General features: G+C 71.5%; 22 protein-coding genes and 1 riboswitch. Of the genes, 11 read left to right on the forward strand and 11 right to left on the reverse strand.

Features of this window, described 5'->3' with window-relative positions; translation table 11 throughout:
- Window positions 1-310: 310 nt before the first annotated feature.
- From ACFWWR_RS28715 to ACFWWR_RS28725, 3 genes are all read right to left on the reverse strand, one after another.
- A complete protein-coding gene (locus tag ACFWWR_RS28715) occupies window positions 311-703 on the reverse strand; it encodes a DUF3040 domain-containing protein (protein ID WP_383867372.1) in 393 nt (130 codons plus the stop codon).
- 275 nt (window positions 704-978) lie between these two features.
- On the reverse strand, window positions 979-1,749 hold the full coding sequence (locus tag ACFWWR_RS28720) for a methyltransferase (RefSeq protein WP_383867370.1): 771 nt from the start codon (window positions 1,747-1,749) through the stop codon (window positions 979-981).
- A 190-nt stretch (window positions 1,750-1,939) separates the two neighbouring features.
- Window positions 1,940-2,506: an SAV_6107 family HEPN domain-containing protein gene (locus ACFWWR_RS28725; RefSeq protein ID WP_384306117.1), complete on the reverse strand. Its 567-nt coding sequence runs from the start codon at window positions 2,504-2,506 to the stop codon at window positions 1,940-1,942.
- 166 nt (window positions 2,507-2,672) lie between these two features.
- On the opposite strand from ACFWWR_RS28725, the gene ACFWWR_RS28730 reads away from it, so the two are divergent.
- The 5 genes from ACFWWR_RS28730 to ACFWWR_RS28750 all read left to right on the forward strand — a co-directional run bounded on the left by ACFWWR_RS28730 (window position 2,673) and on the right by ACFWWR_RS28750 (window position 8,821).
- Window positions 2,673-3,440, forward strand: a complete 768-nt coding sequence (locus tag ACFWWR_RS28730) for an ATP-binding cassette domain-containing protein (RefSeq protein ID WP_384306119.1) — start codon at window positions 2,673-2,675, stop codon at window positions 3,438-3,440.
- A complete protein-coding gene (locus ACFWWR_RS28735; RefSeq protein WP_383867364.1) occupies window positions 3,412-5,496 on the forward strand; it encodes a YhgE/Pip family protein in 2,085 nt (694 codons plus the stop codon). The genes ACFWWR_RS28730 and ACFWWR_RS28735 overlap by 29 nt, the downstream gene beginning before the upstream one ends.
- Before the next feature lie 71 nt (window positions 5,497-5,567).
- Window positions 5,568-6,197 carry a TetR/AcrR family transcriptional regulator gene (locus ACFWWR_RS28740; protein ID WP_383867362.1) on the forward strand — a complete coding sequence of 210 codons (630 nt, stop codon included), beginning with the start codon at window positions 5,568-5,570 and terminating at the stop codon, window positions 6,195-6,197.
- 416 nt (window positions 6,198-6,613) lie between these two features.
- A complete protein-coding gene (locus tag ACFWWR_RS28745; protein ID WP_384306122.1) occupies window positions 6,614-7,228 on the forward strand; it encodes a DUF4126 domain-containing protein in 615 nt (204 codons plus the stop codon).
- Between the two features lie 51 nt (window positions 7,229-7,279).
- Window positions 7,280-8,821 carry a phytoene desaturase family protein gene (locus tag ACFWWR_RS28750; RefSeq protein ID WP_383867358.1) on the forward strand — a complete coding sequence of 514 codons (1,542 nt, stop codon included), beginning with the start codon at window positions 7,280-7,282 and terminating at the stop codon, window positions 8,819-8,821.
- Window positions 8,822-8,849: 28 nt separating this feature from the next.
- Here the strand turns inward: ACFWWR_RS28750 and ACFWWR_RS28755 are convergent, their stop codons facing one another.
- The 6 genes from ACFWWR_RS28755 to ACFWWR_RS28780 all read right to left on the reverse strand — a co-directional run bounded on the left by ACFWWR_RS28755 (window position 8,850) and on the right by ACFWWR_RS28780 (window position 13,801).
- A complete protein-coding gene (locus ACFWWR_RS28755) occupies window positions 8,850-9,800 on the reverse strand; it encodes a hypothetical protein (RefSeq protein ID WP_383867356.1) in 951 nt (316 codons plus the stop codon).
- Window positions 9,801-9,856: 56 nt separating this feature from the next.
- Entirely contained in the window at window positions 9,857-10,780 is a 924-nt protein-coding gene (metF, locus tag ACFWWR_RS28760; RefSeq protein ID WP_383867354.1) for a methylenetetrahydrofolate reductase [NAD(P)H], read from the reverse strand.
- 106 nt (window positions 10,781-10,886) lie between these two features.
- Entirely contained in the window at window positions 10,887-11,537 is a 651-nt protein-coding gene (gene thiE / locus ACFWWR_RS28765; RefSeq protein ID WP_383867352.1) for a thiamine phosphate synthase, read from the reverse strand.
- Window positions 11,538-11,740: 203 nt separating this feature from the next.
- Window positions 11,741-12,112 (reverse strand): Rv2175c family DNA-binding protein, encoded by a 372-nt coding sequence (locus ACFWWR_RS28770; protein ID WP_030051296.1) that lies wholly within the window; start codon window positions 12,110-12,112, stop codon window positions 11,741-11,743.
- Window positions 12,113-12,176: 64 nt separating this feature from the next.
- The gene (locus ACFWWR_RS28775) at window positions 12,177-13,418 is read right to left on the reverse strand and encodes an NAD(P)/FAD-dependent oxidoreductase (protein WP_384306125.1); all 1,242 of its coding nucleotides are present in this window, start codon (window positions 13,416-13,418) and stop codon (window positions 12,177-12,179) included.
- A 32-nt stretch (window positions 13,419-13,450) separates the two neighbouring features.
- Complete coding sequence (locus tag ACFWWR_RS28780; RefSeq protein ID WP_383867347.1) at window positions 13,451-13,801, reverse strand: hypothetical protein; 351 nt, start codon at window positions 13,799-13,801, stop codon at window positions 13,451-13,453.
- A 51-nt stretch (window positions 13,802-13,852) separates the two neighbouring features.
- Window positions 13,853-13,964, forward strand: a riboswitch (TPP riboswitch).
- Here ACFWWR_RS28780 and thiO point away from each other — a divergent pair.
- From thiO to ACFWWR_RS28805, 5 genes are all read left to right on the forward strand, one after another.
- On the forward strand, window positions 13,962-15,137 hold the full coding sequence (gene thiO / locus ACFWWR_RS28785; protein WP_384306128.1) for a glycine oxidase ThiO: 1,176 nt from the start codon (window positions 13,962-13,964) through the stop codon (window positions 15,135-15,137). It overlaps the preceding riboswitch by 3 nt.
- The gene (gene thiS, locus ACFWWR_RS28790; RefSeq protein ID WP_383867343.1) at window positions 15,134-15,334 is read left to right on the forward strand and encodes a sulfur carrier protein ThiS; all 201 of its coding nucleotides are present in this window, start codon (window positions 15,134-15,136) and stop codon (window positions 15,332-15,334) included. The genes thiO and thiS overlap by 4 nt, the downstream gene beginning before the upstream one ends.
- A gap of 3 nt (window positions 15,335-15,337) precedes the next feature.
- On the forward strand, window positions 15,338-16,132 hold the full coding sequence (locus tag ACFWWR_RS28795; RefSeq protein ID WP_383867341.1) for a thiazole synthase: 795 nt from the start codon (window positions 15,338-15,340) through the stop codon (window positions 16,130-16,132).
- A gap of 128 nt (window positions 16,133-16,260) precedes the next feature.
- Window positions 16,261-18,201 (forward strand): Stk1 family PASTA domain-containing Ser/Thr kinase, encoded by a 1,941-nt coding sequence (gene pknB / locus ACFWWR_RS28800; protein ID WP_384306130.1) that lies wholly within the window; start codon window positions 16,261-16,263, stop codon window positions 18,199-18,201.
- A 70-nt stretch (window positions 18,202-18,271) separates the two neighbouring features.
- Window positions 18,272-19,126 (forward strand): deoxyribonuclease IV, encoded by an 855-nt coding sequence (locus ACFWWR_RS28805; protein ID WP_383867389.1) that lies wholly within the window; start codon window positions 18,272-18,274, stop codon window positions 19,124-19,126.
- 15 nt (window positions 19,127-19,141) lie between these two features.
- On the opposite strand, the gene ACFWWR_RS28810 is transcribed toward ACFWWR_RS28805, so the two are convergent.
- Window positions 19,142-19,774, reverse strand: coding sequence for a sulfite oxidase-like oxidoreductase (locus tag ACFWWR_RS28810; RefSeq protein WP_383867337.1), 633 nt, complete (start codon window positions 19,772-19,774; stop codon window positions 19,142-19,144).
- A gap of 175 nt (window positions 19,775-19,949) precedes the next feature.
- Between ACFWWR_RS28810 and bfr the strand changes: the two genes are divergently transcribed.
- The gene (gene bfr / locus ACFWWR_RS28815) at window positions 19,950-20,429 is read left to right on the forward strand and encodes a bacterioferritin (RefSeq protein WP_383867335.1); all 480 of its coding nucleotides are present in this window, start codon (window positions 19,950-19,952) and stop codon (window positions 20,427-20,429) included.
- 14 nt (window positions 20,430-20,443) lie between these two features.
- On the opposite strand, the gene ACFWWR_RS28820 is transcribed toward bfr, so the two are convergent.
- Window positions 20,444-20,677 carry a bacterioferritin-associated ferredoxin gene (locus tag ACFWWR_RS28820; protein WP_383867333.1) on the reverse strand — a complete coding sequence of 78 codons (234 nt, stop codon included), beginning with the start codon at window positions 20,675-20,677 and terminating at the stop codon, window positions 20,444-20,446.
- Window positions 20,678-20,856 lie beyond the last annotated feature (179 nt).

The following is a 20,856-nucleotide window of genomic DNA, read 5'->3' on the forward strand; positions in this document are numbered from 1 at the left end:
GTGCCCGTGTGCTCTGTGCCCGTGTGCTCTGTGCCCGTGTGCTCTGTGCCCGTGTGCTCTGTGCCCGTGTGCTCTGTGCCCGTGTGCTCTGTGCCCGTGTGCTCTGTGCCTGGGTGCTCTGTGCCCGTGTGCTCTGTGCCTGGGTGCTCTGTGCCCGTGTGCTCTGTGCCTGGGTGCTCTGAGTCGTCAGCCAGTGGTCGCTCCTGCCGGCACTGGGCTGTCAGTCGTTCGTGCCGTAGGAGGACGTGCGTGAGGGGGTGACCACTCGAGTGGTCACCCCCTCACGCATTGGCGAGCGCTGTTCGTCGGGCTACTGGCCCTGTTGCTCATCGCGGCGCTTCTGCCAGCGCTGCTCGATCCGGTCCATCATGGAGCGCCGCTGCCGTCCCTGGCTGCGGGGCTGCGCGGCACCGGCGGGCTGTTCACCCGGCTTGGGAGCCTTGCGCCAGCCGGTCACCGCGAGCACCGCACAGCCCAGCATCACGAGGAAGCCCACCACGCTGAGCCACACCTGTTTGGCGACCATACCGGCCATGAGGAGCGCGATACCCACGAGGAAGCCCGCGACCGCCTGGTAGACCCGCCGCCGGGTGTACGTACGCAGCCCGCTTCCCTCGAGCGCCGACGCGAACTTGGGATCTTCGGCGTACAGCGCTCGCTCCATTTGCTCGAGCATTCGCTGCTCGTGCTCCGAGAGCGGCACGGAGTCCTCCTCATCGTGCAGTCGCCGGGGCGACCCGGGGGGTCCCTTCAGGATAGGCAGGGAATCGCCCCCGTGAAACCCGCCCCTCTACGCCAATTGGCAACCGGAATCCGCCATGAGCGTTCCGGCCTACTGAGGCTTCCATTCCCCAGCAGCCGACCCGTCATGCCGGGCGGTCTCCCTCGATCATACGGCGCACCGCGCCGGATCGGGGGGCCTGTGGCGTACTCCATGCGCACGCAAGTCCCTGATCAGCCGCACGGCACGCGAGCGGCTCAGCCCTCGACGGCCCCCGGCGTCTCGCCGAGCACATGAAGCTGCGTGGCCACGGAGTGGAAGGCGGACAGCTCGGCCGCCGCCGCCTCCAGCTTCAGCAGGGCCTCCACCGCGCCGGGCTCGGTGTCGACCAGCACGCCGGGGACGAGGTCGGCGAAGACCCGCACGCCGTGCACGGCACCGACCGTGAGGCCGGCGCCCTCGACCAGTTCGGTGAGCTGCTCGGCGGTGAAGCGGTGCGGCACGGGGTCGCCGTCGCCCCAGCGGCCGTTCGGGTCGTCGAGGGCCTGCTTGGCCTCCTTGAAGTGGCCCGCGAGGGCACGCGCGAGCACGGCACCGCCGAGCCCGGCGGCGAGCAGGCTGAGGACGCCCTCGGAGCGCAGCGCTGCCACCACGTTGCGGACGCCCTCGGCGGGGTCATCCACGTACTCCAGGACGCCGTGGCACAGCACCACGTCGTAACCGCCGCGCTCGACCACCTCGAAGAGTCCGTGGGCATCGCCCTGGACACCCTGCACCCGGTCGGCGACGCCGGCTTCGGCGGCCCGGCGCTCCAGGGCGAACAGCGCGTTGGGGCTGGGGTCGACGACGGTGACCCGGTGGCCGAGGCGGGCGACGGGCACCGCGAAGTTGCCGCTGCCGCCTCCGGTGTCGAGAACGTCCAGCGCCTGGCGACCCGTGGCCTTGACCCGGCGGTCGAGGGCGTCCTGGAGGACCTCCCAGACCACGGCGGTACGGAGAGAGGCGCGGGGGCGCATCGGGTCCGACACGGCAGTTGACTCCTCGGCGCGGCGCCGCCTCTGGCACGGCGGCGCGAACGGGGCGCCTCCCCGCCCCGGCTGCGGAAGAGGGAAGGCTTCAGGCGCTCCCCACCCTATTGCCTGAGGCGCTGTTGCCGGTCACCGCGGTGTCGGCCCCCTGGGCCTCCGGCACGGCGACCCGACCCTGCCGGCCGAGCCGTCAGCCCGCGTCCGGGAAGTCACGGTCACCGATGTCGTCGTCCTCCGGGTGGTCCGCGTCCAGGCGTGGCTGGGGCAGGACCGGCTGGAGCACCAGCATGCGTTCGACCAGACGAAGGAACATCGCCACGTCGCGTATCAGGTCGTCGGCGTCCCGGCGGCTGGCCGCGCCCTGGATGCCCGCCTCCGCCCGGGCACGGCGCCGGGCTCCGGAGGCGAAGAGCGCGCTCCACTCGGTGAGTTCGGGCGCTATCTCGGGGAGCACTTCCCAGGCGCTCCGGATGCGGGCCCTGCGGCGGGGTGTGCGCTCCGGGCGCCCCCGCGCGGCGAGCACGGCGGCGGCGGTGCGCAGTGCGGCGAGATGTGCCGTCGCATAGCGCTCGTTCGACGTCTCCAGCGTCGCGGCCTCGTCGAGACCGGCGTGGGCCTGGGCTAGCAGGTCGAGAGCGGCCGGCGGGGCGGTCGTCCGGCGGAGGACGGGGTGGACGTCGCTCGCCGGGCCGGTCAGTGAGGGGGCAGGGCCGGGGGCGCGGCGCCGGTGGGCGGCGGCTGCGTGGTAGGTGGCCATGACGAACCTCCTGTCGTCTGTGTGACGGCACGCCCTGATACGGAGTGCCGTATGTGCTCATCGTGAGGTATGCCACTGACAATCCGTTCTGACCTGGGCTTTTGCTTCGATCGAGAGTTCGGGCTAGTTTTTGCACTGACCAGTCAGTGCAAAAACAGGGGGAGCTGTGGAAGCAGTCGGTGTCACAGCCGAGGGTTTCGGGCTCAAGGGCCCACGCGGCTGGGCGTTCCGCGGGGTCGGTGTCGACGCGGAGCCCGGCTCGCTGATCGCCGTCGAGGGACCGTCCGGGTCCGGGCGTACGTGTCTGCTGCTCGCGCTCACGGGGCGGATGAAGGCAACCGAGGGGACGGCGACCGTGGGCGGAGCCCGGCTGCCGAAACAGTTGACGGCCGTGCGCCGCGTCAGCGCCGTGGCCCATGTCGCCGGTGTCACCGACCTCGACCAGGCCCTGACCGTGGGGGAGCACCTGTGGGAACGGGCGCTGCTGCAGCGACGTTTCGGGGGGTCGCTGCGCGCCCTGCTGCGGCCGCGGTCCGAGCGCGCGACCGAGGCGAGGCTGCGGATCGACACCGCGCTGGCGGCCGCCGGTCTCGACCGGGACGCCCTGCCCAAGGGCTCGCGGACCGCCGTACGCGATCTGGAGCGTCTGGAAGCGCTGCGGCTGTCCATCGCCCTGGCCCTGATCGGGGGTCCCGGCCTGCTGGGGGTCGACGACACCGACCTGAAGCTGTCCGAGGCCGAACGGGCCGAGGTCTGGGCACTTCTGAGGTCTCTCGCCGAGGCCGGGACGACGGTCCTGGCGGTGTGCAGTGAGGCGCCCGACGACACGGTGAAGGTCTCCACTCGGCAGTCGTCGGAGGCCCAAGAGGAAATCGATGGGCAGAGCCAAGGGGAGGAGAAGGCCGATGCGTTCGCCGAAACTGGCCTCGCTTGAGCTGCGACGCTTCGGGAGGGGGAAGCTGCCGCGCGCCGCCCTGGTCGCGCTGCTGGTGCTGCCGCTGCTGTACGGCGCCCTGTACCTGTGGTCGTTCTGGGATCCGTACGGCCGCCTCGACCGCATTCCCGTGGCGCTCGTGAACGACGACCGGGGGACGACCGCCGACGGGAAGAAGCTCGCGGCGGGCGACGACATCACCGAGGGGCTGCGCGAGAGCGAGGTCTTCGACTGGCACGAGGTGAGCGCCGCCGAGGCACGCGCGGGCGTGGAGGACGGCAGGTACTACCTGTCGCTGACCATGCCGGCCGACTTCAGCAGGCGGATCGCCTCCAGTGCGGGCGCCTCCCCCGAGACGGGCGCACTCCAGGTCCGTACGAACGACGCGAACAACTACATCGTCGGGCAGATCTCGCGGACGGTGTTCAGCGAGGTGCGCACGGCCGCGTCCACCAAGGCGTCGCGGTCCTTCCTGGACCGGATCTTCGTCTCGTTCTCGGACATACACGGAGAGACGGTGAAGGCCGCCAAGGGCGCCGACGACCTCGAAGGCGGCATCGGCAAGGCGGAGAAGGGGTCCGAGGACCTCGCCGCCGGTCTGAAGGACGCCAAGAAGGGCAGCGGCAAGCTGTCCGACGGGCTGACGAAGCTCGGCAGCGGGGCGGACGATCTGGCGGACGGCTCGAAGCAGGTCGCCGAGGGCACGCAGGCTCTCGCCGACAGGGTCAACGGGGTCGCGGACACGGTGGGGCCCTTCTTCAAGGACAACGAGAAGACCATCGGCGACACGGCCCGGCTCGTCGCCGACTCGGCCGCGGCGATCCGCCACAACCTCGACACGCTGGTGAAGACGGCCCCGCCGGCCGCCAAGGGGGCCCACGCGGCCTCCGACACGCTGGACGCCGTCTACCAGGCGCGCTGCGAGGACCCCGTACTGCCGGACGCCGCCTGCGCCGACCTGAAGAAGGCCAAGCAGGCCGCCGCCGACGTGGCGAAGATCGCCGACGACGTCAACACGCTGATCGCCGACCAGAACGGCGACCTGAAGAAGCTCGACAACCACCTCGGCACCCTCCAGAAGCAGGCCCAGGCACTCGCCGACCGCGCCCCGCACCTCTCCGAGGACCTCGACGACGCCGTGTCGAAGGTCAACGAGCTGAACGCCGGCGCCGGGAAGGTCGCCGCGGGCGCCAAGCAGCTCCACACGGGCCTCGGCACGGCCGAGACCGGTGCCACCGACCTGGACGAGGGCGTCGGTGACCTCAAGACGGGCGCCGAGGATCTCAACGGCGGCATGTACAAGCTCGTCGACGGCTCGGGCAGGCTCTCCGACGGGCTGCACGACGGTGCCGAGCAGATCCCCGACTACGACAAGAAGGACCGCGACCGGCGCACCGAGGTGATGGCGGACCCGGTCCGGCTCGTCTCCGAAGACATGCACAAGGCGCCCAACTACGGCACCGGGTTCGCCCCTTACTTCATCCCGCTGTCCCTGTGGGTGGGCGCGATGGTGGCCTACATGCTGATCACGCCGATGAACCGGCGTGCGCTCGCCGCGGGCGCCTCGGCCTGGCGGATCGCGCTTGCGGGCTGGCTGCCCGTGGTGGCGATCGGGGTGCTGCAGACGATCGCCCTGATGTCGGTGCTGCACTGGGCGGTCGGCCTGGAGATGACGCGGGCTGCCGGGACGGTCGGGTTCCTGTTCCTGGTGACGGCGTGCTTCGCGGCGATCGTGCAGTGGCTGAACGCGCGCTTCGGGGCGGCGGGCCGGATCCTCGTCCTCGCCCTGCTGATGCTCCAGTTGACCTCCGCGGGCGGCACGTACCCCGTGCAGACGAGTCCCGGGTTCTTCAACGCGCTGCACCCCTTCCTGCCGATGAGTTACGTCGTCGAGGCCCTCAGGAGGCTCATCACCGGCGGCGGCCTCGGCCCGGTGTGGGAGGCGTGTGCCGTGCTCGCGGCCTTCACCGCGGGTGCCCTGGCGCTGACCGCCGTGTCGGCCCGCCGCCGCCAGGTGTGGACGCTCGACCGGCTGCACCCGGAGCTGACCCTGTGAACCCGTCGGTGAGCTCCGCGGCGACTCCTCCGGTGGCTCCTGGGGGTGGCGCTCCTGTGACAATCAGGACCATGGAAAGCAGCAGCGCCACGACGGGTGTCAGCACGCGCCGCGAGGCCACCCGGCAGAAGCTCTACGAAGCGGCCGTCACGCTCATCGCCGAGCAGGGTTTCTCCGCCACCACGGTGGACGAGATCGCCGAGCGGGCAGGGGTCGCGAAGGGCACGGTCTACTACAACTTCGCGAGCAAGTCCGTCCTCTTCGAGGAACTGCTGCGGCACGGCGTGCAACTCCTCAGCGCCTCCCTGCGTCAGGCGGCCGAGCAGACGGCACGACAGGGCGGCAGCAAGGTCGACGCCCTGGACGCGATGGTCCGCGCGGGGCTCGTCTTCATCCAGACCTACCCGTCCTTCACCCAGCTGTACGTGGCGGAGCTGTGGCGCACCAACCGGGCCTGGCAGTCCACGCTCATGGTGGTCCGGCAGGAGGCCGTCGCGGTCGTGGAGGGCGTGTTGCGCGAGGGCGTGGACAACGGCGAGTTCAGCGACGAGATCGACGTCCAGCTGACCGCGGCCGCGCTGGTCGGCATGGTCCTGGTCGCCGCCCTGGACTGGCAGTCCTTCCAGCCGGAACGCTCCCTGGACGACGTGCACTCGGCGCTGTCCCGGCTGCTTCAGGGGCGGGTCAGCGGGCGCGGCTGAACACGGCTGACCCCACAGTCCGGCCGAGCGGCCGACCCCACAACGCCGACGCGGACGCGAAAGCGCCGGTCCGATGTGGCCGCGTCCCCCGCGGGCCACCTCGAACCGGCGCTTCCTCCTGCTCCCCCGTTCCCCCGTACTCCCCCGTACTCCCCCGTACGGTCGTCCCCCGGGTTCCCCCGAGTCTCGCTCCCGCCGACACCGGCCGGCGGAAGGAGCGGATCCGGGGCGGCTCCGTTCCGGCGCCCCGTGTCGCCGGTGCCGGAGCCTCGCCCCTTCTCCGTGCCTCCACTCTCTCCTTCACCCAAGTCGCGCCCCATCCGCGCGCGTACTCATCTCACGGGCTGAGTACGGATACTCAGCCCTGCGCACTCAGCCCCAGGAGCCGGTGTCGCCGACTGGATACGATCGCGTCCGTGTCCCTACTCCCCCTGGTGTTCACGAGCGGCTGGGCCAGCGGCGTCAACGCGTACGCCGTGGTGCTGCTGCTGGGCGTGTTCGGCGCGACAGGGCTGAGCGACGAGGTCCCGGAGACCCTCCAGCGCCCCGAGGTCCTCGTAGCGGCCGGCGTCTTGTTCCTGTGCGAGGCGGTCGCCGACAAGATTCCGTACGTCGACTCGGCGTGGGACGCGGCACACACCGTGATCCGGCCGGTCGCCGGTGCCTGGGTCGGGGCGCTGCTGGCCGGACAGAGCGGTTCGCTCTCCGATGTGACGGCGGGCCTGGTCGGCGGTTCGACGGCGCTGGCCAGCCACGCGGTCAAGGCCGGGACGCGGATGGCGGTCAACACCTCGCCGGAGCCCTTCAGCAACGTGATCGTGAGCCTGGCCGAGGATCTCGGGGTCGCCGGGATCGTCACCTTCGCGATGTTCCATCCCGAGGCGGCGGCGATCATCGCGGGCGTGCTACTGGTCGCAGGGTTGGGCTTGCTCTTCTTCCTGGTCTCACGCATTCGCCGGTTCCTGCGGTGCAGGGCCCAACGACGCGAGGAGAGACGGCTGGCCGCGCGGACGGGACGGCCCCCTTACTGAGGACCGGTGGCCGTGGCCGGGTTGTCAGTGGCGGCCGATAAAGTCGCAGGCATGGCACGGATTGCGGTGATCGGCGCCGGGATGGGCGCGATGGCGGCCGCTGCCCGGCTGGCCGTCGCGGGCCACCGGGTGGCGGTGTACGAGCGTACGGAGACGTACGGCGGAGCGGTGCGCCGCTTCGAGCGCGACGGCTTCTCCTTCGACACGGGCCCGGGGCTTCTCCCCCTGCCCGCGGTCTACCGCGACCTGTTCGTCAAGACCGGCAAGGAGCCGCTGGAGTCCTGCGTCGAGCTGGTCCAGGTCGACCCGTCCTCGCACCACCTCTTCGCGGACGGCACCCGGGTGTCGCTGCCGAACGCCTCGCGCGCGGGCGTGGTCGCCGCTCTGGACGAGGCGCTCGGGTCGGGCGCCGGACAGCGCTGGGGCGACTTCCTGGTCCGGGCGCGCGAGGCCTGGGACCGGACGCGCAGGCCGCTCCTGGAGGAGCCCCTGTGGCCGAACTGGTCGGTGCTGGCCGAGCGCGAGCCCTATCCGGCGGTCCCGCACAAGCGGCTGCTGCGCACCCGCCGGGCCGGCACACTCGCCGAGATCGGTGCCTGGGAACTGCGCGACGCCCGGCTCGCCGCCCTCCTGGACAACTACGCCCTCGCCTACGGCCTGGACCCGAGCGACGCTCCGGCGAGCGCCTCCGTGCTGCCGTACATGGAGCACGCCTTCGGCACCTGGTATGTACGCGGCGGGATGCGGGAGTTGGCGCGCGCGCTGTACGAGCGGTGCGTGGCCAGGAGGGTCGAGTTCGTCTTCGGTGCCGAGGTCACCGGGGTGCTCGACAAGGACGGCCGGGCGGCGGGCGTGGAGTTGGCCGGAGACACCTCCCAGGCTTCCGGCTCCGGGGGAGGCACGGTCGTGGAGGCGGACATCGTCGTCGGCACCGGGCCCCGACGGCTGGCCGACCTGGTGCGGGGCCGTGAACTGTACGACGGGAAGGCCGTCGAGCCGCAGCCCGAGGGCATGGCCGCCGGCCGGGTCGTCGTCTGCCTGGCGCTGCGCGGCGCCCGGGCCGCGGACACCGCGCACCGCACGGTCGTGCACAGCCCGGACTCGGAGAGCGAACTGGAGTTCTTCGCGCACGGCGAGCCGCCCGAGCACCCCACGGTCCGCATCGACCGGCCGGACGACCCGGCCCTGCGCCCCGACGACGCGCACGAGGCGGTGGTGCTCACGTCGACGGTGCCGTCACTGGCGCACTACGACTGGACCGCGGCCGGTGCCGCCGACGCCTTCGCCGACCGGATGGTCACCGCCGCCGAGCGGGCGATGCCGGGGCTGCGCGAGCGGACGCTGTGGCGCGAGGTGCGGACGCCCGTGCACACCCGCGCCGAGACGGGCGCCGAGGGCGGCGGCGTGCCCGCACCCGCCCTTGCCTCGGCCGCGGGAACCCTGCTGCACCCGTCCAACAGCACGGCGATACCGGGCCTGTTCAGTGTCGGCGGCTGGTCGCACCCGGGGGGCGGGCTTCCCCACGCCGGCATGTCGGGCGCGCTGGTCGCCGGACTGGTCGTGGAGGGGCCGGAGTTCCGGGGTTCCCGGTGAACACCCGGCAAGTCGGCCGAAGGACGGTTCAGAACCGGTACTGCTCGTCGTAGCCGTTGCCCTGCGCCTGGCCGTTGCCCTGGTAGGGATACTGCTGCTCCTGCGGGAGTTCACCGCCGTAGGGGTCGTCGGTGCTGCGCTGCTGCGGCACCCACACCCCGCCCGCCGGTGTCTCACCGGCGTACGTGTTGCCGTACTGGTCCTGGCCGTAGCCCTGCTGGTCGTACTGCTGCTGGCCACCGTAGGACGCGTCGTACGAGCCGCCGCCGTAGGTCTGCGTGCCGATGTAGGGGTCGGAGTAGGCGGCGTACTGCTGCTGTCCGGCCGCGTCGTAGCCGTACTGCTGCTGGTCGTAGCCGGCGTAGCCCTCGTACCCGTAGGTCTGGGCGGCTGCCGCGTACTGGTCCTGGGTCTGGTCCCCGGTGGCGTACGAGGAGTCGGCAGCGGCCGCGTACCCGGAATTGCCGTATATGCCGTAGGAGCCGGTGTCGTCGGGCAGGGGCTGCGGCTCGTACACGGCGGTGCTCTCGGCGGCCGTGGGGTCGAGGGGACGCGCGGGCGAGAACACGTCGTCGCGGTCGTAGTCGTCGCCGTAGGCGCCGGTGTCCTGGCCGTACTTGGCGTCGCCGCCGAAGCCGGTGTCGGCCGCTTCGAGGTCGGTGACCTCAAGGGTCGGGTCCTGGTGTTCGGCCTTGCCACGGCGTCGCTTGCTGCTGTCGGCGCCCGGGCGGCTGACCGCCCAGCCGGACGCGAAGCCGCGGCGGAACGAGAGCGTGACGTAGGTCTGGCCGACCGCGAAGGCGGCGGCGCCCAGGCCGATGACGACGACGGAGGGAATCAGGACGCCGAGCACGACGCCGAGGAAGCCGCCGAAGGCGAGCAACCGCCAGCGCAGGCGCGCCTTGTACTGCAGCAGCACCTCACCGAGCAGCCACAGCGCGACGACGCCGAACGCGATGTAGAGGACCGTCCAGCCCATGTACGCCCCTCTCCCAGTGGCCGCTACGCAGTGTGTCGTAAACCGGTGCGACCGGTCTAGGCCTGCGGTGGGTGGTGCAGGCCCAGGTTCTCGTAGATTTCCAGCGTCGCCGTGGAGTTGTTGAGCGTGATGAAGTGCAGTCCGGGCACTCCCTCGGCCAGCAGCCGGGCGCAGAACTCCGTGGCGTAGTCGATGCCAATGGAGCGTACAGCGGTCGGATCGTCTTTTGCTGTGAGGATTCGCTCTTTCAGGGCGGGCGGGAAGGCAGCGTTGGTGAGGGACGGCACCCGGTCCAGGGACTTCACACTCGCGATCGGCATGACCTCGGGGATGATCGGGGTCTCGCAGCCGGCCGCCGCGACCTTGTCGCGCAGCCGCAGGTAGTCCTCCGGGTAGAAGAACATCTGCGTGATCGCGTAGTCCGCGCCCGCGCGGCACTTGTCGACGAAGTGCCGGACGTCGGCGTCCCAGTCGGCCGAGCGCGGGTGCATCGCGGGGAAGGCCGCGACGCCCACGCAGAAGTCGCCGGACGCCTTGATCAGTTCGACGAGTTCGGCGGCGTAGGCCAGGCCCCGGGGGTGCGGCACCCAGTCGCCCATGGGGTCGCCCGGCGGGTCGCCGCGCAGCGCCAGCATGTTGCGGATCCCGGCGTCGGCGTACTGCCCGATGATGTTGCGCAGGTCGGCCACCGAGTGGTCGACCGCGGTGAGGTGGGCGATCGGGGTGAGCGTGGTGTTGGACGCGATCGCCTCGGTCGCCTTGACGGTGCCCGCGCGGGTGGAACCGCCCGCGCCGTAGGTCACGGAGACGAAGTCGGGCGCCACGGCCTCGACCCGGCGCAGCGCGTTCCACAGGTTCCGCTCGCCCTTCGGGGTCTTCGGGGCGTAGAACTCGAACGAGTACGTCGTTTTGCCGGTCGCGAGCATGTCACGCACGGTGCGGGCGTGGTCCGACCTGGTGGATGCGGTGCCGAGGGCCATACCCGCAGGTTAGCCAGGGGGAGGCGGTCCCCCAACCAGATCTCGGAAATTTGCCCGCTTTGTCGATTTGTTGTCCACCCTTCGGACACCGGGCCTGTGACAGGCGTCACTCCTGCCGGACTCGCTTGGCGAACTCCGCCGCCGCGGCGCCGGGGTCGTCCGCCTGTGTGACGGCACGCACGACCACGACCCGGCGGGCGCCCGCCGCCAGCACCTCGTCGAGGTTGCCGAGGTCGATGCCGCCGATGGCGAACCAGGGGCGTTCGGTGCCGAGTGAGGCGGTGTAGCGGACCAGGTCGAGGCCAGGGGCGTGGCGGCCGGGCTTGGTCGGGGTCGGCCAGCACGGACCGGTGCAGAAGTAGTCCACGCCCTCCTGGACGGCGGCCGCGGCGGCCTCGGACTCCGCGTGCGTGGAGCGCCCGACGAGGACGTCCTCGCCCAGGATCGCGCGGGCGGCGGGGACCGGCAGGTCGCCCTGGCCCAGGTGCAGGACGGCGGCCCCGGCGGCCTGGGCCACGTCCGCGCGATCGTTGACCGCGAGAAGCTTGCCGTGCCGGGCGCAGGCCTCGGCGAACACCTGGAGGTGTTCCAGCTCTTCCGCCGCCTCCATGCCCTTGTCGCGCAACTGCACGATGTCGACCCCCCCGGCCAGGACGGCGTCCAGGAACTCGGCGAGGTCTCCCTGCCGCTTGCGGGCGTCCGTGCAGAGGTAGAGCCGGGCGTCGGCGAGCTGGGCGCGGGCGGTGGTGTCGGACATGCGTGGTTCCCCCGAGGTGGATGGCGTACGGGCCGCGGGCCGAAGCGGTGGGCCGCCGCGGGCCGCGGTGGACCACGGCCCGGGCTTCGCGGGGCCATGGTGAGCCGCGCCTGTGGCCTTCGCGGGCCGCAGTCCACCACGACCGTGGCTCTCGCGCGCCACGGCCCGTACGTCGGGCGGTTTTCGGATCAGCGTTTCTCGGATCAGACGGCGAGCGCCTGGGCCCGGCGCTTCACCTCCGTGCCGCGATTCTCACTGAGGGCCTGCGCGGGGGTGCCGGGCAGGCTCGGGTCGGGGGTGAAGAGCCACTCGAGCATCTCTTCGTCGGTGAAGCCGTCGTCCCGCAGGAGCGTCAGGGTGCCCGTCAGGCCCTTGACGACCTTCTGCTCGGCCCCGTCGATGAAGGCGGCGGGGACGTGCAGCGCGCGGTTCTCACCACGGCGTACGGCGATGAGCTGGCCCTCCTTGACCAGCTGCCGCACACGCGTCACCTCGACATCGAGCATTTCCGCGATGTCGGGGAGGGTGAGCCAGGCGGGGACGAGAGCATCGATCTTTGCGTCAATCTCGGTCACGGGACAAGCCTGCCATCCCGCACTGACAGTCGGAAGCCAGGACCGCCCGACCAGCGGCTTCGCGTCAGACCGTGGCCGCCTTCAGAGGCCTCGCCGGGTCGGCCAGCAAGGTGGCGTCCATGGGCGTGCCCGCCTCGATCAGCTTCCGTCCCTGGGCCAGGTCCCGGGGGCGGCCCACGGCCAGCAGGGCGACCAGCCGGCCCTCCCGCAGCCAGCACACCGTCCAGGCCGGGCCGGACGGGTCGCCGCGCCACAGGGTGGTGTCGGCGGACGCGTGGTGGCCGGCGTACTGGACGAAGCGCCCGAACTGCTCGGACCAGAAGTAGGGAACCGGGTCGTAGACGGCCGCCGGCTCGCCGGTGGCCTCGCCGAGGACGTTCGCGGCGACCGTGCGCGGGCCCTGGAGGGCGTTGTCCCAGTGGTGGACCAGCAGGCGCTCGCCATACCGTCCCGAAGGGAAGGAGGCGCAGTCGCCGACCGCGTAGACGTCCGGCACCGAGGCGCGCAGACGGTCGTCGGCGACGACCTCGCCGTGGCTGCCGAGCTCGATACCGGAGCCGGCCAGCCAGGCCGTGGCGGGCCGGGCGCCGATGCCGACGACCACGGCGTCCGCGGGCAGCCGGGAGCCGTCGTCCAGCAGCACCTGGCCCGGCTCGACGCTCCGCACGCGCGCGTGGGTGCGCAATGTGGCGCCGGCGTCGCCGTACCAGGCGGCCATCGGTGCGGCCACCTCGGCGGGCAGCGCGCCCGCGAGCGGCCGGCCGGCCGCCTCCACGACCGTCACCGCGCAGCCGGCCTCGCGGGCCGCCGTGGCGAACTCGGCGCCGATCCAGCCAGCGCCGACGACCACGATGTCGTGCTGCCGGGCGAGCACCGGGCGCAGCCGTTCGGCGTCGTCCAGGGTGCGCAGCAGATGCACGCCGGGCACGCCTTCCGCGCCCGGCAGCCGGATCGGTTCGGCACCCGTGGCGAGGACCAGGACGTCGTACGGCACCGGCCCCTCGGCGGTGTCCAGCAGGTGCTCGTCGGGGCGGACGCCCAGGACCTCGCGGCCGAGCCGCAGTTCGATGTCGAGGGCCTCGAAGTCCACGTCGAAGGCGGAGTCCTCGGCCTTGCCGAGCAGTACGGCCTTGGACAGGGGCGGCCGGTCGTACGGCTGGTGGGGTTCCGCACCGATCAGCGTCACGGTGCCGGTGAAACCCTGCTCCCGCAGGGCGACCGCCGTCTGCACCCCGGCCATGCCCGCGCCGACCACGACGACACGCTGTGGCGTGGACGTTCCCCGGTCCTGTGTCTGCTCGCTCACCTGATCACCATAGTCACCTGACTATTCGTCAGTCAGGGGGCGTGCTCGGTGAGCTGTTCCACCACGCTCGTCCCGCTGCCCGGCTGCGACTCCCACTCCCACGTCTCCTCAAGCCGTACCCGGCCGTCGGACAGCTCGACGACCGCGGACACGCAGTGCCCCGAGGACGTCGTCCCGTCCTTCTTGAGCTGTACGTACCGGAAGTCCAGGCTGTCGCCCTCCCGCGTACCCACCAGGTACCCGCGTACGACGTCCCCGCCCGCGTACTCGGCCCAGATCTCGCCGTCCTTCTCGTGGTACACGAACCGGGTGCGGGTCCCCACCTGGCCTGGGGCCTGATCGGCCACCGGGGCGAGGACGAGTCCGTCGAGCGAACCTGCCACGGGACGAGGCTCCCTTACTGAGACATGCGGCATTGGCTAGGGTGGCCAACGTAAAGCACACGCGGGAGCCCGGACGCACCGGGCTGAGAGGGAGGCTGGCGGCCTCCGACCGTACGAACCTGATCCGGGTCATGCCGGCGAAGGGAGGGGCTGGACGCCCATGTCGCGTACGTCCGACACTTCACACACCTCAGACGTCCTGGTCGTCGGGGGCGGGATCATCGGCCTGGTCACGGCCTGGCGAAGCGCGCAACGCGGGTTCGCCGTGGCCGTCGTGGACCCCGAACCCGGCGGCGGGGCCGCCCAGGTGGCGGCCGGGATGCTGGCCGCCGTCACGGAACTGCACTACGGCGAGCAGACCCTGCTCGGCCTGAATCTGGAGTCGGCCCGCCGCTATCCGGACTTCGCGGCCGAGCTCACCGACCTCACCGGGCAGGACCTCGGCTACCGCCGGTGCGGCACGCTCGCCGTCGCGCTGGACGCCGACGACCGCGCCCATCTGCGGGAACTGCACACGCTGCAACGGCAGTCGGGGCTGGACTCCGAGTGGCTGACCGGGCGGGAGTGCCGGCGGCTGGAGCCCATGCTCGCGCCGGGGGTGCGCGGCGGGCTGCGGGTCGACGGGGACCACCAGATCGACCCGCGGCGGCTGGCGGCGGCGCTGCTGGCCGCCTGCGAGCGGGCCGGAGTCGTCTTCCACCGCACCTGGACCGAGCGGCTGTCGGTCCCGCGGGAGCGGGCGGCAGGTGTCGTCACACGCGAGGGCGTGGTCCTGGGCGCCGGGCAGGTGGTGCTGGCGGCCGGCAGCCTCAGCGGGCGGCTGGCGGGCGTGCCGGACGACCTGCTGCCGCCGGTACGGCCCGTGAAGGGGCAGGTGCTGCGACTGACCGTGCCCGAGCGGTACGCGCCGTTCCTGAGCCGCACCGTGCGGGCCGTGGTGCGGGGCAGCCATGTCTACCTGGTGCCGCGCGAGAACGGCGAGCTGGTCGTCGGCGCGACCAGCGAGGAGCTTGGCTGGGACACGACGGTGACCGCGGGCGGCGTGTACGAGCTGCTGCGTGACGCGCACGAGCTGGTGCCCGGCATCACGGAGCTGCCGTTGACGGAGACGCGGGCCGGCCTGCGCCCCGGCTCCCCCGACAACGCGCCGCTGCTCGGCCCGACCGGCCTCGACGGGCTGCTGCTGGCCACCGGGCACTACCGCAACGGCGTGCTCCTCACGCCGGTCACCGGAGACGCCATGGCAGAGGTCCTGACCACCGGTGAACTCCCCGAAGAGGCCCGCCCCTTCACCCCCAAGCGCTTCAGCACCGTCCTCACGGAGCAGCCGGCATGAACATCTCGGTCAACGGCGAGCGGCAGCAGGTCGCTCCCGGCACCGCCCTCGACGCCCTCGTCAGGTCCCTCACCGCGGCGCCCTCCGGAGTGGCCGCCGCGCTCAACGAAACCGTCGTCCCGCGCGCGCAGTGGTCCGCCACGTCCCTCTCCGAGGGAGACCGCGTCGAAGTCCTCACCGCCGTCCAAGGAGGCTGACCCATGGCCGACGATCCCTTCGTCATCGGCGACACGTCCTTCACGTCCCGCCTGATCATGGGCACCGGCGGGGCGCCGAGCCTGGACGTGCTGGAGCGGGCGCTGGTCACCTCCGGCACGGAGCTGACGACGGTCGCGATGCGCCGGGTCAATCCGGACGTGCACGGCTCGGTGCTGTCGGTGCTGGAGAAGCTGGGCATCCGGGTCCTGCCGAACACCGCCGGCTGCTACACGGCCGGCGAGGCCGTCCTCACCGCCCGCCTCGCGCGCGAGGCGCTCGGCACCGACCTGATCAAGCTGGAGGTCATCGCCGACGAGCGGACTCTGCTGCCGGATCCGATCGAGCTGCTGGACGCGGCGGAGACGCTGGTGGACGACGGGTTCACGGTGCTGCCGTACACGAACGACGATCCTGTGCTGGCCCGGAAGCTGGAGGACGTCGGCTGCGCCGCGATCATGCCCCTCGGATCGCCGATCGGGTCGGGACTGGGCATTCGCAACCCGCACAACTTCCAGCTGATCGTCGAGCACGCACGCGTGCCGGTGATTCTGGACGCGGGGGCCGGTACGGCGTCGGACGCGGCGCTGGCGATGGAGCTGGGGTGCGCGGGTGTGATGCTCGCCTCGGCGGTGACGCGGGCGCAGGAGCCGCAGCTGATGGCCGCCGCCATGAGGTACGCGGTCGAAGCGGGAAGGCTGGCCCGGCTGGCGGGCCGGATACCCCGGCGTCACTTCGCCGAGGCGTCGTCCCCCTCGGAGGGCCTGGCCCGGCTGGATCCCGAACGCCCCGCGTTCTGAACGAACGTTCGACTGGAACCCGACTGGAGCGGACGCCGGTGCGACCTCCGTCACAGGTCCGCTTCAGTCCCGCCCCTATCACGGCCGAACCGGCGGCGCCGTCGGTCTCGGCTCGTACACTCACCTGCGTGGATACGACCCTTCAGGACCCGCTGGTCGGGCAGGTGCTCGACGGACGCTACCGCGTGGACGCGCGTATCGCGGTCGGCGGGATGGCCACGGTCTACCGGGCCGTGGACACCCGCCTGGACCGCGTGCTCGCACTCAAGGTGATGCACCCGGCGCTCGCGGCCGACGGCACCTTCGTCGAGCGGTTCATCCGGGAGGCGAAGTCGGTCGCCCGGCTCGCCCACCCGAACGTCGTGCAGGTCTTCGACCAGGGCACCGACGGGTCGTACGTCTACCTCGCCATGGAGTACGTCGCCGGCTGCACCCTGCGTGACGTCCTGCGTGACCGCGGGGCGCTGCAGCCGCGCGCCGCCCTGGACATCCTGGAGCCGGTGCTCGCCGCGCTCGGCGCCGCGCACCGGGCCGGGTTCGTGCACCGGGACATGAAGCCGGAGAACGTGCTGATCGGGGACGACGGCCGGGTCAAGGTCGCCGACTTCGGGCTCGTACGGTCCGTGGACACCGTCACCAGCACCACCGGGGCCGTTCTCGGCACCGTCTCCTACCTCGCCCCCGAGCAGATCGAGCAGCCGGGCGCCGCCGACCCCCGTGTCGACGTGTACGCGTGCGGTGTCGTCCTCTACGAGATGCTCACCGGCGAGAAGCCGCACGACGGGGACTCCCCCGCGGTGGTGCTCTACAAGCACCTCCACGAGGACGTCCCGCCGCCCTCGGCCCTTGTGCCGGGCCTGCCGTACGAGCTCGACGAGCTGGTCGCCTCGGCGACCGCCCGTACCCCCGGCATCCGTCCGTACGACGCGGTCGCGCTGCTCGCCCAGGCACGCGAGGCGCGTGCCCTGCTCAGCGCCGACCAGCTGGACGCGGTGCCGCCGCAGGCGCTGGCGTCGGCGCAGGAGCACCGCGACGTCTCCGCCGACCGTACGACCGTGATCCCCCGCTCGCTGACCGTGCCGCGCCCGCTGCCGGTGAACGAGGACGAGGCCGAAGCCGTGTTCCACCGCACGAGCCGGCTGGAGAGCCCGCCGCCCCTGCCCCCGCGCCGGCGCGACGGATCCCGGCGCCGGCTCGTGGCGATCGTGGCCGCCGTGCTGCTGGCGCTGGGCCTCGGTGCGGGCGTCTGGTACATCAACTCCGGCCAGTTCACGCAGGTCCCGCCGCTGCTGGCGAAGACCGAGGCGCAGGCCCGGGACCAGCTGGCGAACGCCGGCCTGGAGGTCGGCAAGGTCGAGCACGCCTACAGCGACACCGTGAAGCGCGGCACCGTCATCAGTACCGACCCGGCGCCGGGCTCCCGGATCCGGGACAACGACTCGGTGACGCTCAGGATCTCCGACGGGCCGGAGACGGTGCGGGTGCCCGATGTGGAGGGCTACCGCCTGGACAAGGCGAGGTCCCTGCTGAAGGACAGCGGGCTGGCCCCCGGGATGGCCACCCGGGCGTTCAGCGAGGACGTCCCCAGGGGCTCCGTGATCTCCACGGAGCCGGAGAAGGGCACCGAGCGGCGCGCGGGCTCGGCGATCGCCCTCACGGTCAGCAAGGGCAGCCCGATCGACGTACCGGACGTCACCGGCGAGTCGCTGGAGGACGCGCGGGCCGACCTGGAAGAGGCGGGCCTGAAGGTGAAGATCTCGTCCGCGGAGGTCAACTCCTCCGAGTTCGACAAGGGCCAGGTCGCCCGGCAGACCCCGCAGAACGGCAGTACCGCCGCCGAGGGCGACACGGTGACGCTGACGCTGTCCAAGGGCCCGGAGATGATCGAGGTCCCGGACGTGGTCGGTGACAGCGTCGACGAGGCCAAGGCGACGCTGGAAGGGGCCGGCTTCGCGGTCGACGAGGACCGTGGGCTGCTCGGGCTCTTCGGCGACACCGTGAAGAAGCAGTCCGTGAAGGGCGGGAAGGCGGCCCCCAAGGGGTCGACGATCACCATCACGATCCGCTGACCGTCCGGTCCCGCCCGCATGACACCCTTGTTGTGTGAAGAGTCAACAGTCAGGCACCGCCCCCGGCGCGATGCGCAACCCCGTCGGCGGCCACGTCCCCGTGGCCGGCGGTCTGCACTCCGTGGGCCTGTCGTACGCCCATGACCTGAAGGCCGAGACCGTGCAGGTCTTCGTCGCCAACCCGCGCGGCTGGGCCACGCCCGTCGGCAGTCCGCGGCAGGACGAGGCGTTCCGGGAGGTGTGCGCGGCCGAGTCGATCCCGGCGTACGTGCATGCGCCGTACCTGATCAACTTCGGTTCGCACACCGAGGCGACCGCGGAGAGGTCCGTCGAGTCGTTGCGGCACTCACTGCGGCGCGGGCGGGACATCGGGGCGCTGGGCGTGGTCGTGCACACCGGGAGCGCGACGGGCGGCCGGGACCGGTCCGTGGCGCTGAAGCAGGTGCGGGAGTACCTGCTGCCGCTGCTCGACGAGCTCACCCACGACGACGACCCGTTCCTGCTCCTGGAGTCGACGGCCGGGCAGGGTGCCTCGCTCTGCTCGCGGACCTGGGACTTCGGGCCGTACTTCGAGGTGCTGGACGCCCATCCGAAGCTGGGCGTGTGCCTGGACACCTGCCACATCTTCGCGGCCGGTCACGACCTGACCGGACCGGCCGGCATGCACCAGACGCTCGACCTGCTGGTCGACACGGTCGGCGAGGGCCGGCTGAAGCTGATCCACGCCAACGACTCCAAGGACGTGGTCGGCGCCCACAAGGACCGGCACGAGAACATCGGCGCCGGTCACATCGGCGAGGACCCGTTCCGCGCGCTGATGACCCACCCCGCGACCGAGGGCGTACCGCTGATCATCGAGACGCCCGGCGGCAAGGAGGGGCACGCGGCGGACGTGGAGCGCCTGAAGAAACTGCGGGACGGCTGAAACCGTGGCCCTGGGTCAGAGCTCGGGCCCGTCCCCCGGCCCCTCCTGGTAGGAATAGCGCTGTTCCTTCCAGGGGTCGCCGACGTTGTGGTAGCCGCGCTCCTCCCAGAAACCGCGGCGGTCGGCGGTCATGTACTCCACGCCCCGGACCCACTTGGGGCCCTTCCACGCGTACAGATGGGGGACGACCAGGCGGAGCGGGAAGCCGTGCTCCGCCGTCAGCAGTTCGCCGTCCTTGTGGGTGGCGAAGATCGCGCGCTCGGACGTGAAGTCGGACAGGCGCAGGTTCGAACTGAACCCGTACTCCGCCCACACCATCACATGGGTGACGGCCGGAGCGGGCGGCGCGATCTCCAGGATGGTCCGCGCGGGGATGCCACCCCACTCGGCACCGAGCATGCTGAACTTCGTGACGCAGTGCAGATCGCCCACGACGCTGGTGTACGGCAGGGCCGTGAACTCCTCGTGGTTCCAGCAGCGCTTCTCTCCGTCCGCGGTGGCGCCGAAGACCCGGAACTCCCAGCGCTCGGGCCGGAACTTGGGGACCGGGCCGTAGTGCGTGACCGGCCAGCCGCGTTGCATTCGCTGCCCCGGCGGAAGCTCGGAGTGTGCCGCTTCTCCCGACTCGCGTTCCACCGGCTGACCCATGACTCCATCCTGACAGACCCCGGGCAGTGCACATGACCAACCGCCACCCAAATCGGGCATTTAGAACTAAGCCTGCCCTTACTTACTAAGTGAAGACTTACTGGACGATCTTCGTCGCCAGTGGAATCATGCGGCGCAACCTGCCAGTTCCCCCCGGTTGGAAGGAGCCTCTGCGATGCAGGGCGACCCCGAGGTCATCGAATTCCTCAACGAGCAGCTGACCGCCGAGCTCACGGCGATCAACCAGTACTTCCTGCACGCGAAGATGCAGGAGAACTTCGGCTGGACCAAGCTCGCGAAGTACACGCGGCACGAGTCCTTCGACGAGATGAAGCACGCCGAGGTGCTCACCGACCGGATCCTGTTCCTGGACGGCCTGCCGAACTACCAGCGCCTCTTCCACGTACGCGTGGGGCAGACGGTCAAGGAGATGTTCGAAGCCGACCGGCAGATCGAGGTCGAGGCGATCGACCGGCTCCGGCGCGGTGCGGAGGTGATGCGGAACAAGGGCGACATCACGTCCGCGAACATCTTCGAGTCGATCCTCGAGGACGAGGAGCACCACATCGACTACCTCGACACCCAGCTGGAACTGCTGGAGAAGCTCGGTGAGGCGCTCTACCTAGCCCAGCTGATCGAGCAGCCGGAGAGCTAGAAGGACCAGGAGAGCTAGGCGGCCTCTTCGAGCCCCTCGAGTCCGGTCAGGGTCGACGCGCCCCGGTCGGCCGGCTCACGCCGGGGGTAAGCGCCTCGGCCGAGGATCGCCTGGATCCGACGGACGCAGGATCCGCAGTCCGTGCCGGCCTTGCAGGCGGAGGCTATCTGGCGGGGTGTGCAGGCGCCGTTGTCCGCGTGCTGCTGGACCTGCGCTTCGGTCACGCCGAAGCAGTTGCACACGAACACGCGGATTCACCTCCCACCGAGATCAATAAGGCTAACCTAACCTTACCCGTCACGCGGGAGACGCAAAAGTGGAGTGGGGGGGGGGGGGGTGTGTGTTGAACCCCCCCCCCCCGCGCCGGTGTACGACGGGGACGGGGGGGGTTTGGCTGGGGTGGGGGGGGAGAAACACCCCCCGGGCC

It is taken from the genome of Streptomyces sp. NPDC058678, from assembly GCF_042714835.1.
GTDB lineage: Bacteria > Actinomycetota > Actinomycetes > Streptomycetales > Streptomycetaceae > Streptomyces.

Excerpts from the sequence above, each read along its gene's own strand:
- thiS (WP_383867343.1), top strand. The coding sequence starts at position 15,134 with ATGAACATCTCGGTCAACGGCGAGCGGCAGCAGGTCGCTCCCGGCACC.
- ACFWWR_RS28810 (WP_383867337.1), bottom strand. The coding sequence starts at position 19,774 with ATGGGTCAGCCGGTGGAACGCGAGTCGGGAGAAGCGGCACACTCCGAG.
- metF (WP_383867354.1), bottom strand. The coding sequence starts at position 10,780 with ATGGCCCTCGGCACCGCATCCACCAGGTCGGACCACGCCCGCACCGTG.
- ACFWWR_RS28740 (WP_383867362.1), top strand. The coding sequence starts at position 5,568 with ATGGAAAGCAGCAGCGCCACGACGGGTGTCAGCACGCGCCGCGAGGCC.
- thiO (WP_384306128.1), top strand. The coding sequence starts at position 13,962 with ATGTCGCGTACGTCCGACACTTCACACACCTCAGACGTCCTGGTCGTC.
- thiE (WP_383867352.1), bottom strand. The coding sequence starts at position 11,537 with ATGTCCGACACCACCGCCCGCGCCCAGCTCGCCGACGCCCGGCTCTAC.
- ACFWWR_RS28805 (WP_383867389.1), top strand. The coding sequence starts at position 18,272 with ATGCGCAACCCCGTCGGCGGCCACGTCCCCGTGGCCGGCGGTCTGCAC.
- ACFWWR_RS28755 (WP_383867356.1), bottom strand. The coding sequence starts at position 9,800 with ATGGGCTGGACGGTCCTCTACATCGCGTTCGGCGTCGTCGCGCTGTGG.
- ACFWWR_RS28750 (WP_383867358.1), top strand. The coding sequence starts at position 7,280 with ATGGCACGGATTGCGGTGATCGGCGCCGGGATGGGCGCGATGGCGGCC.
- ACFWWR_RS28735 (WP_383867364.1), top strand. The coding sequence starts at position 3,412 with ATGCGTTCGCCGAAACTGGCCTCGCTTGAGCTGCGACGCTTCGGGAGG.
- ACFWWR_RS28795 (WP_383867341.1), top strand. The coding sequence starts at position 15,338 with ATGGCCGACGATCCCTTCGTCATCGGCGACACGTCCTTCACGTCCCGC.
- bfr (WP_383867335.1), top strand. The coding sequence starts at position 19,950 with ATGCAGGGCGACCCCGAGGTCATCGAATTCCTCAACGAGCAGCTGACC.
- ACFWWR_RS28725 (WP_384306117.1), bottom strand. The coding sequence starts at position 2,506 with ATGGCCACCTACCACGCAGCCGCCGCCCACCGGCGCCGCGCCCCCGGC.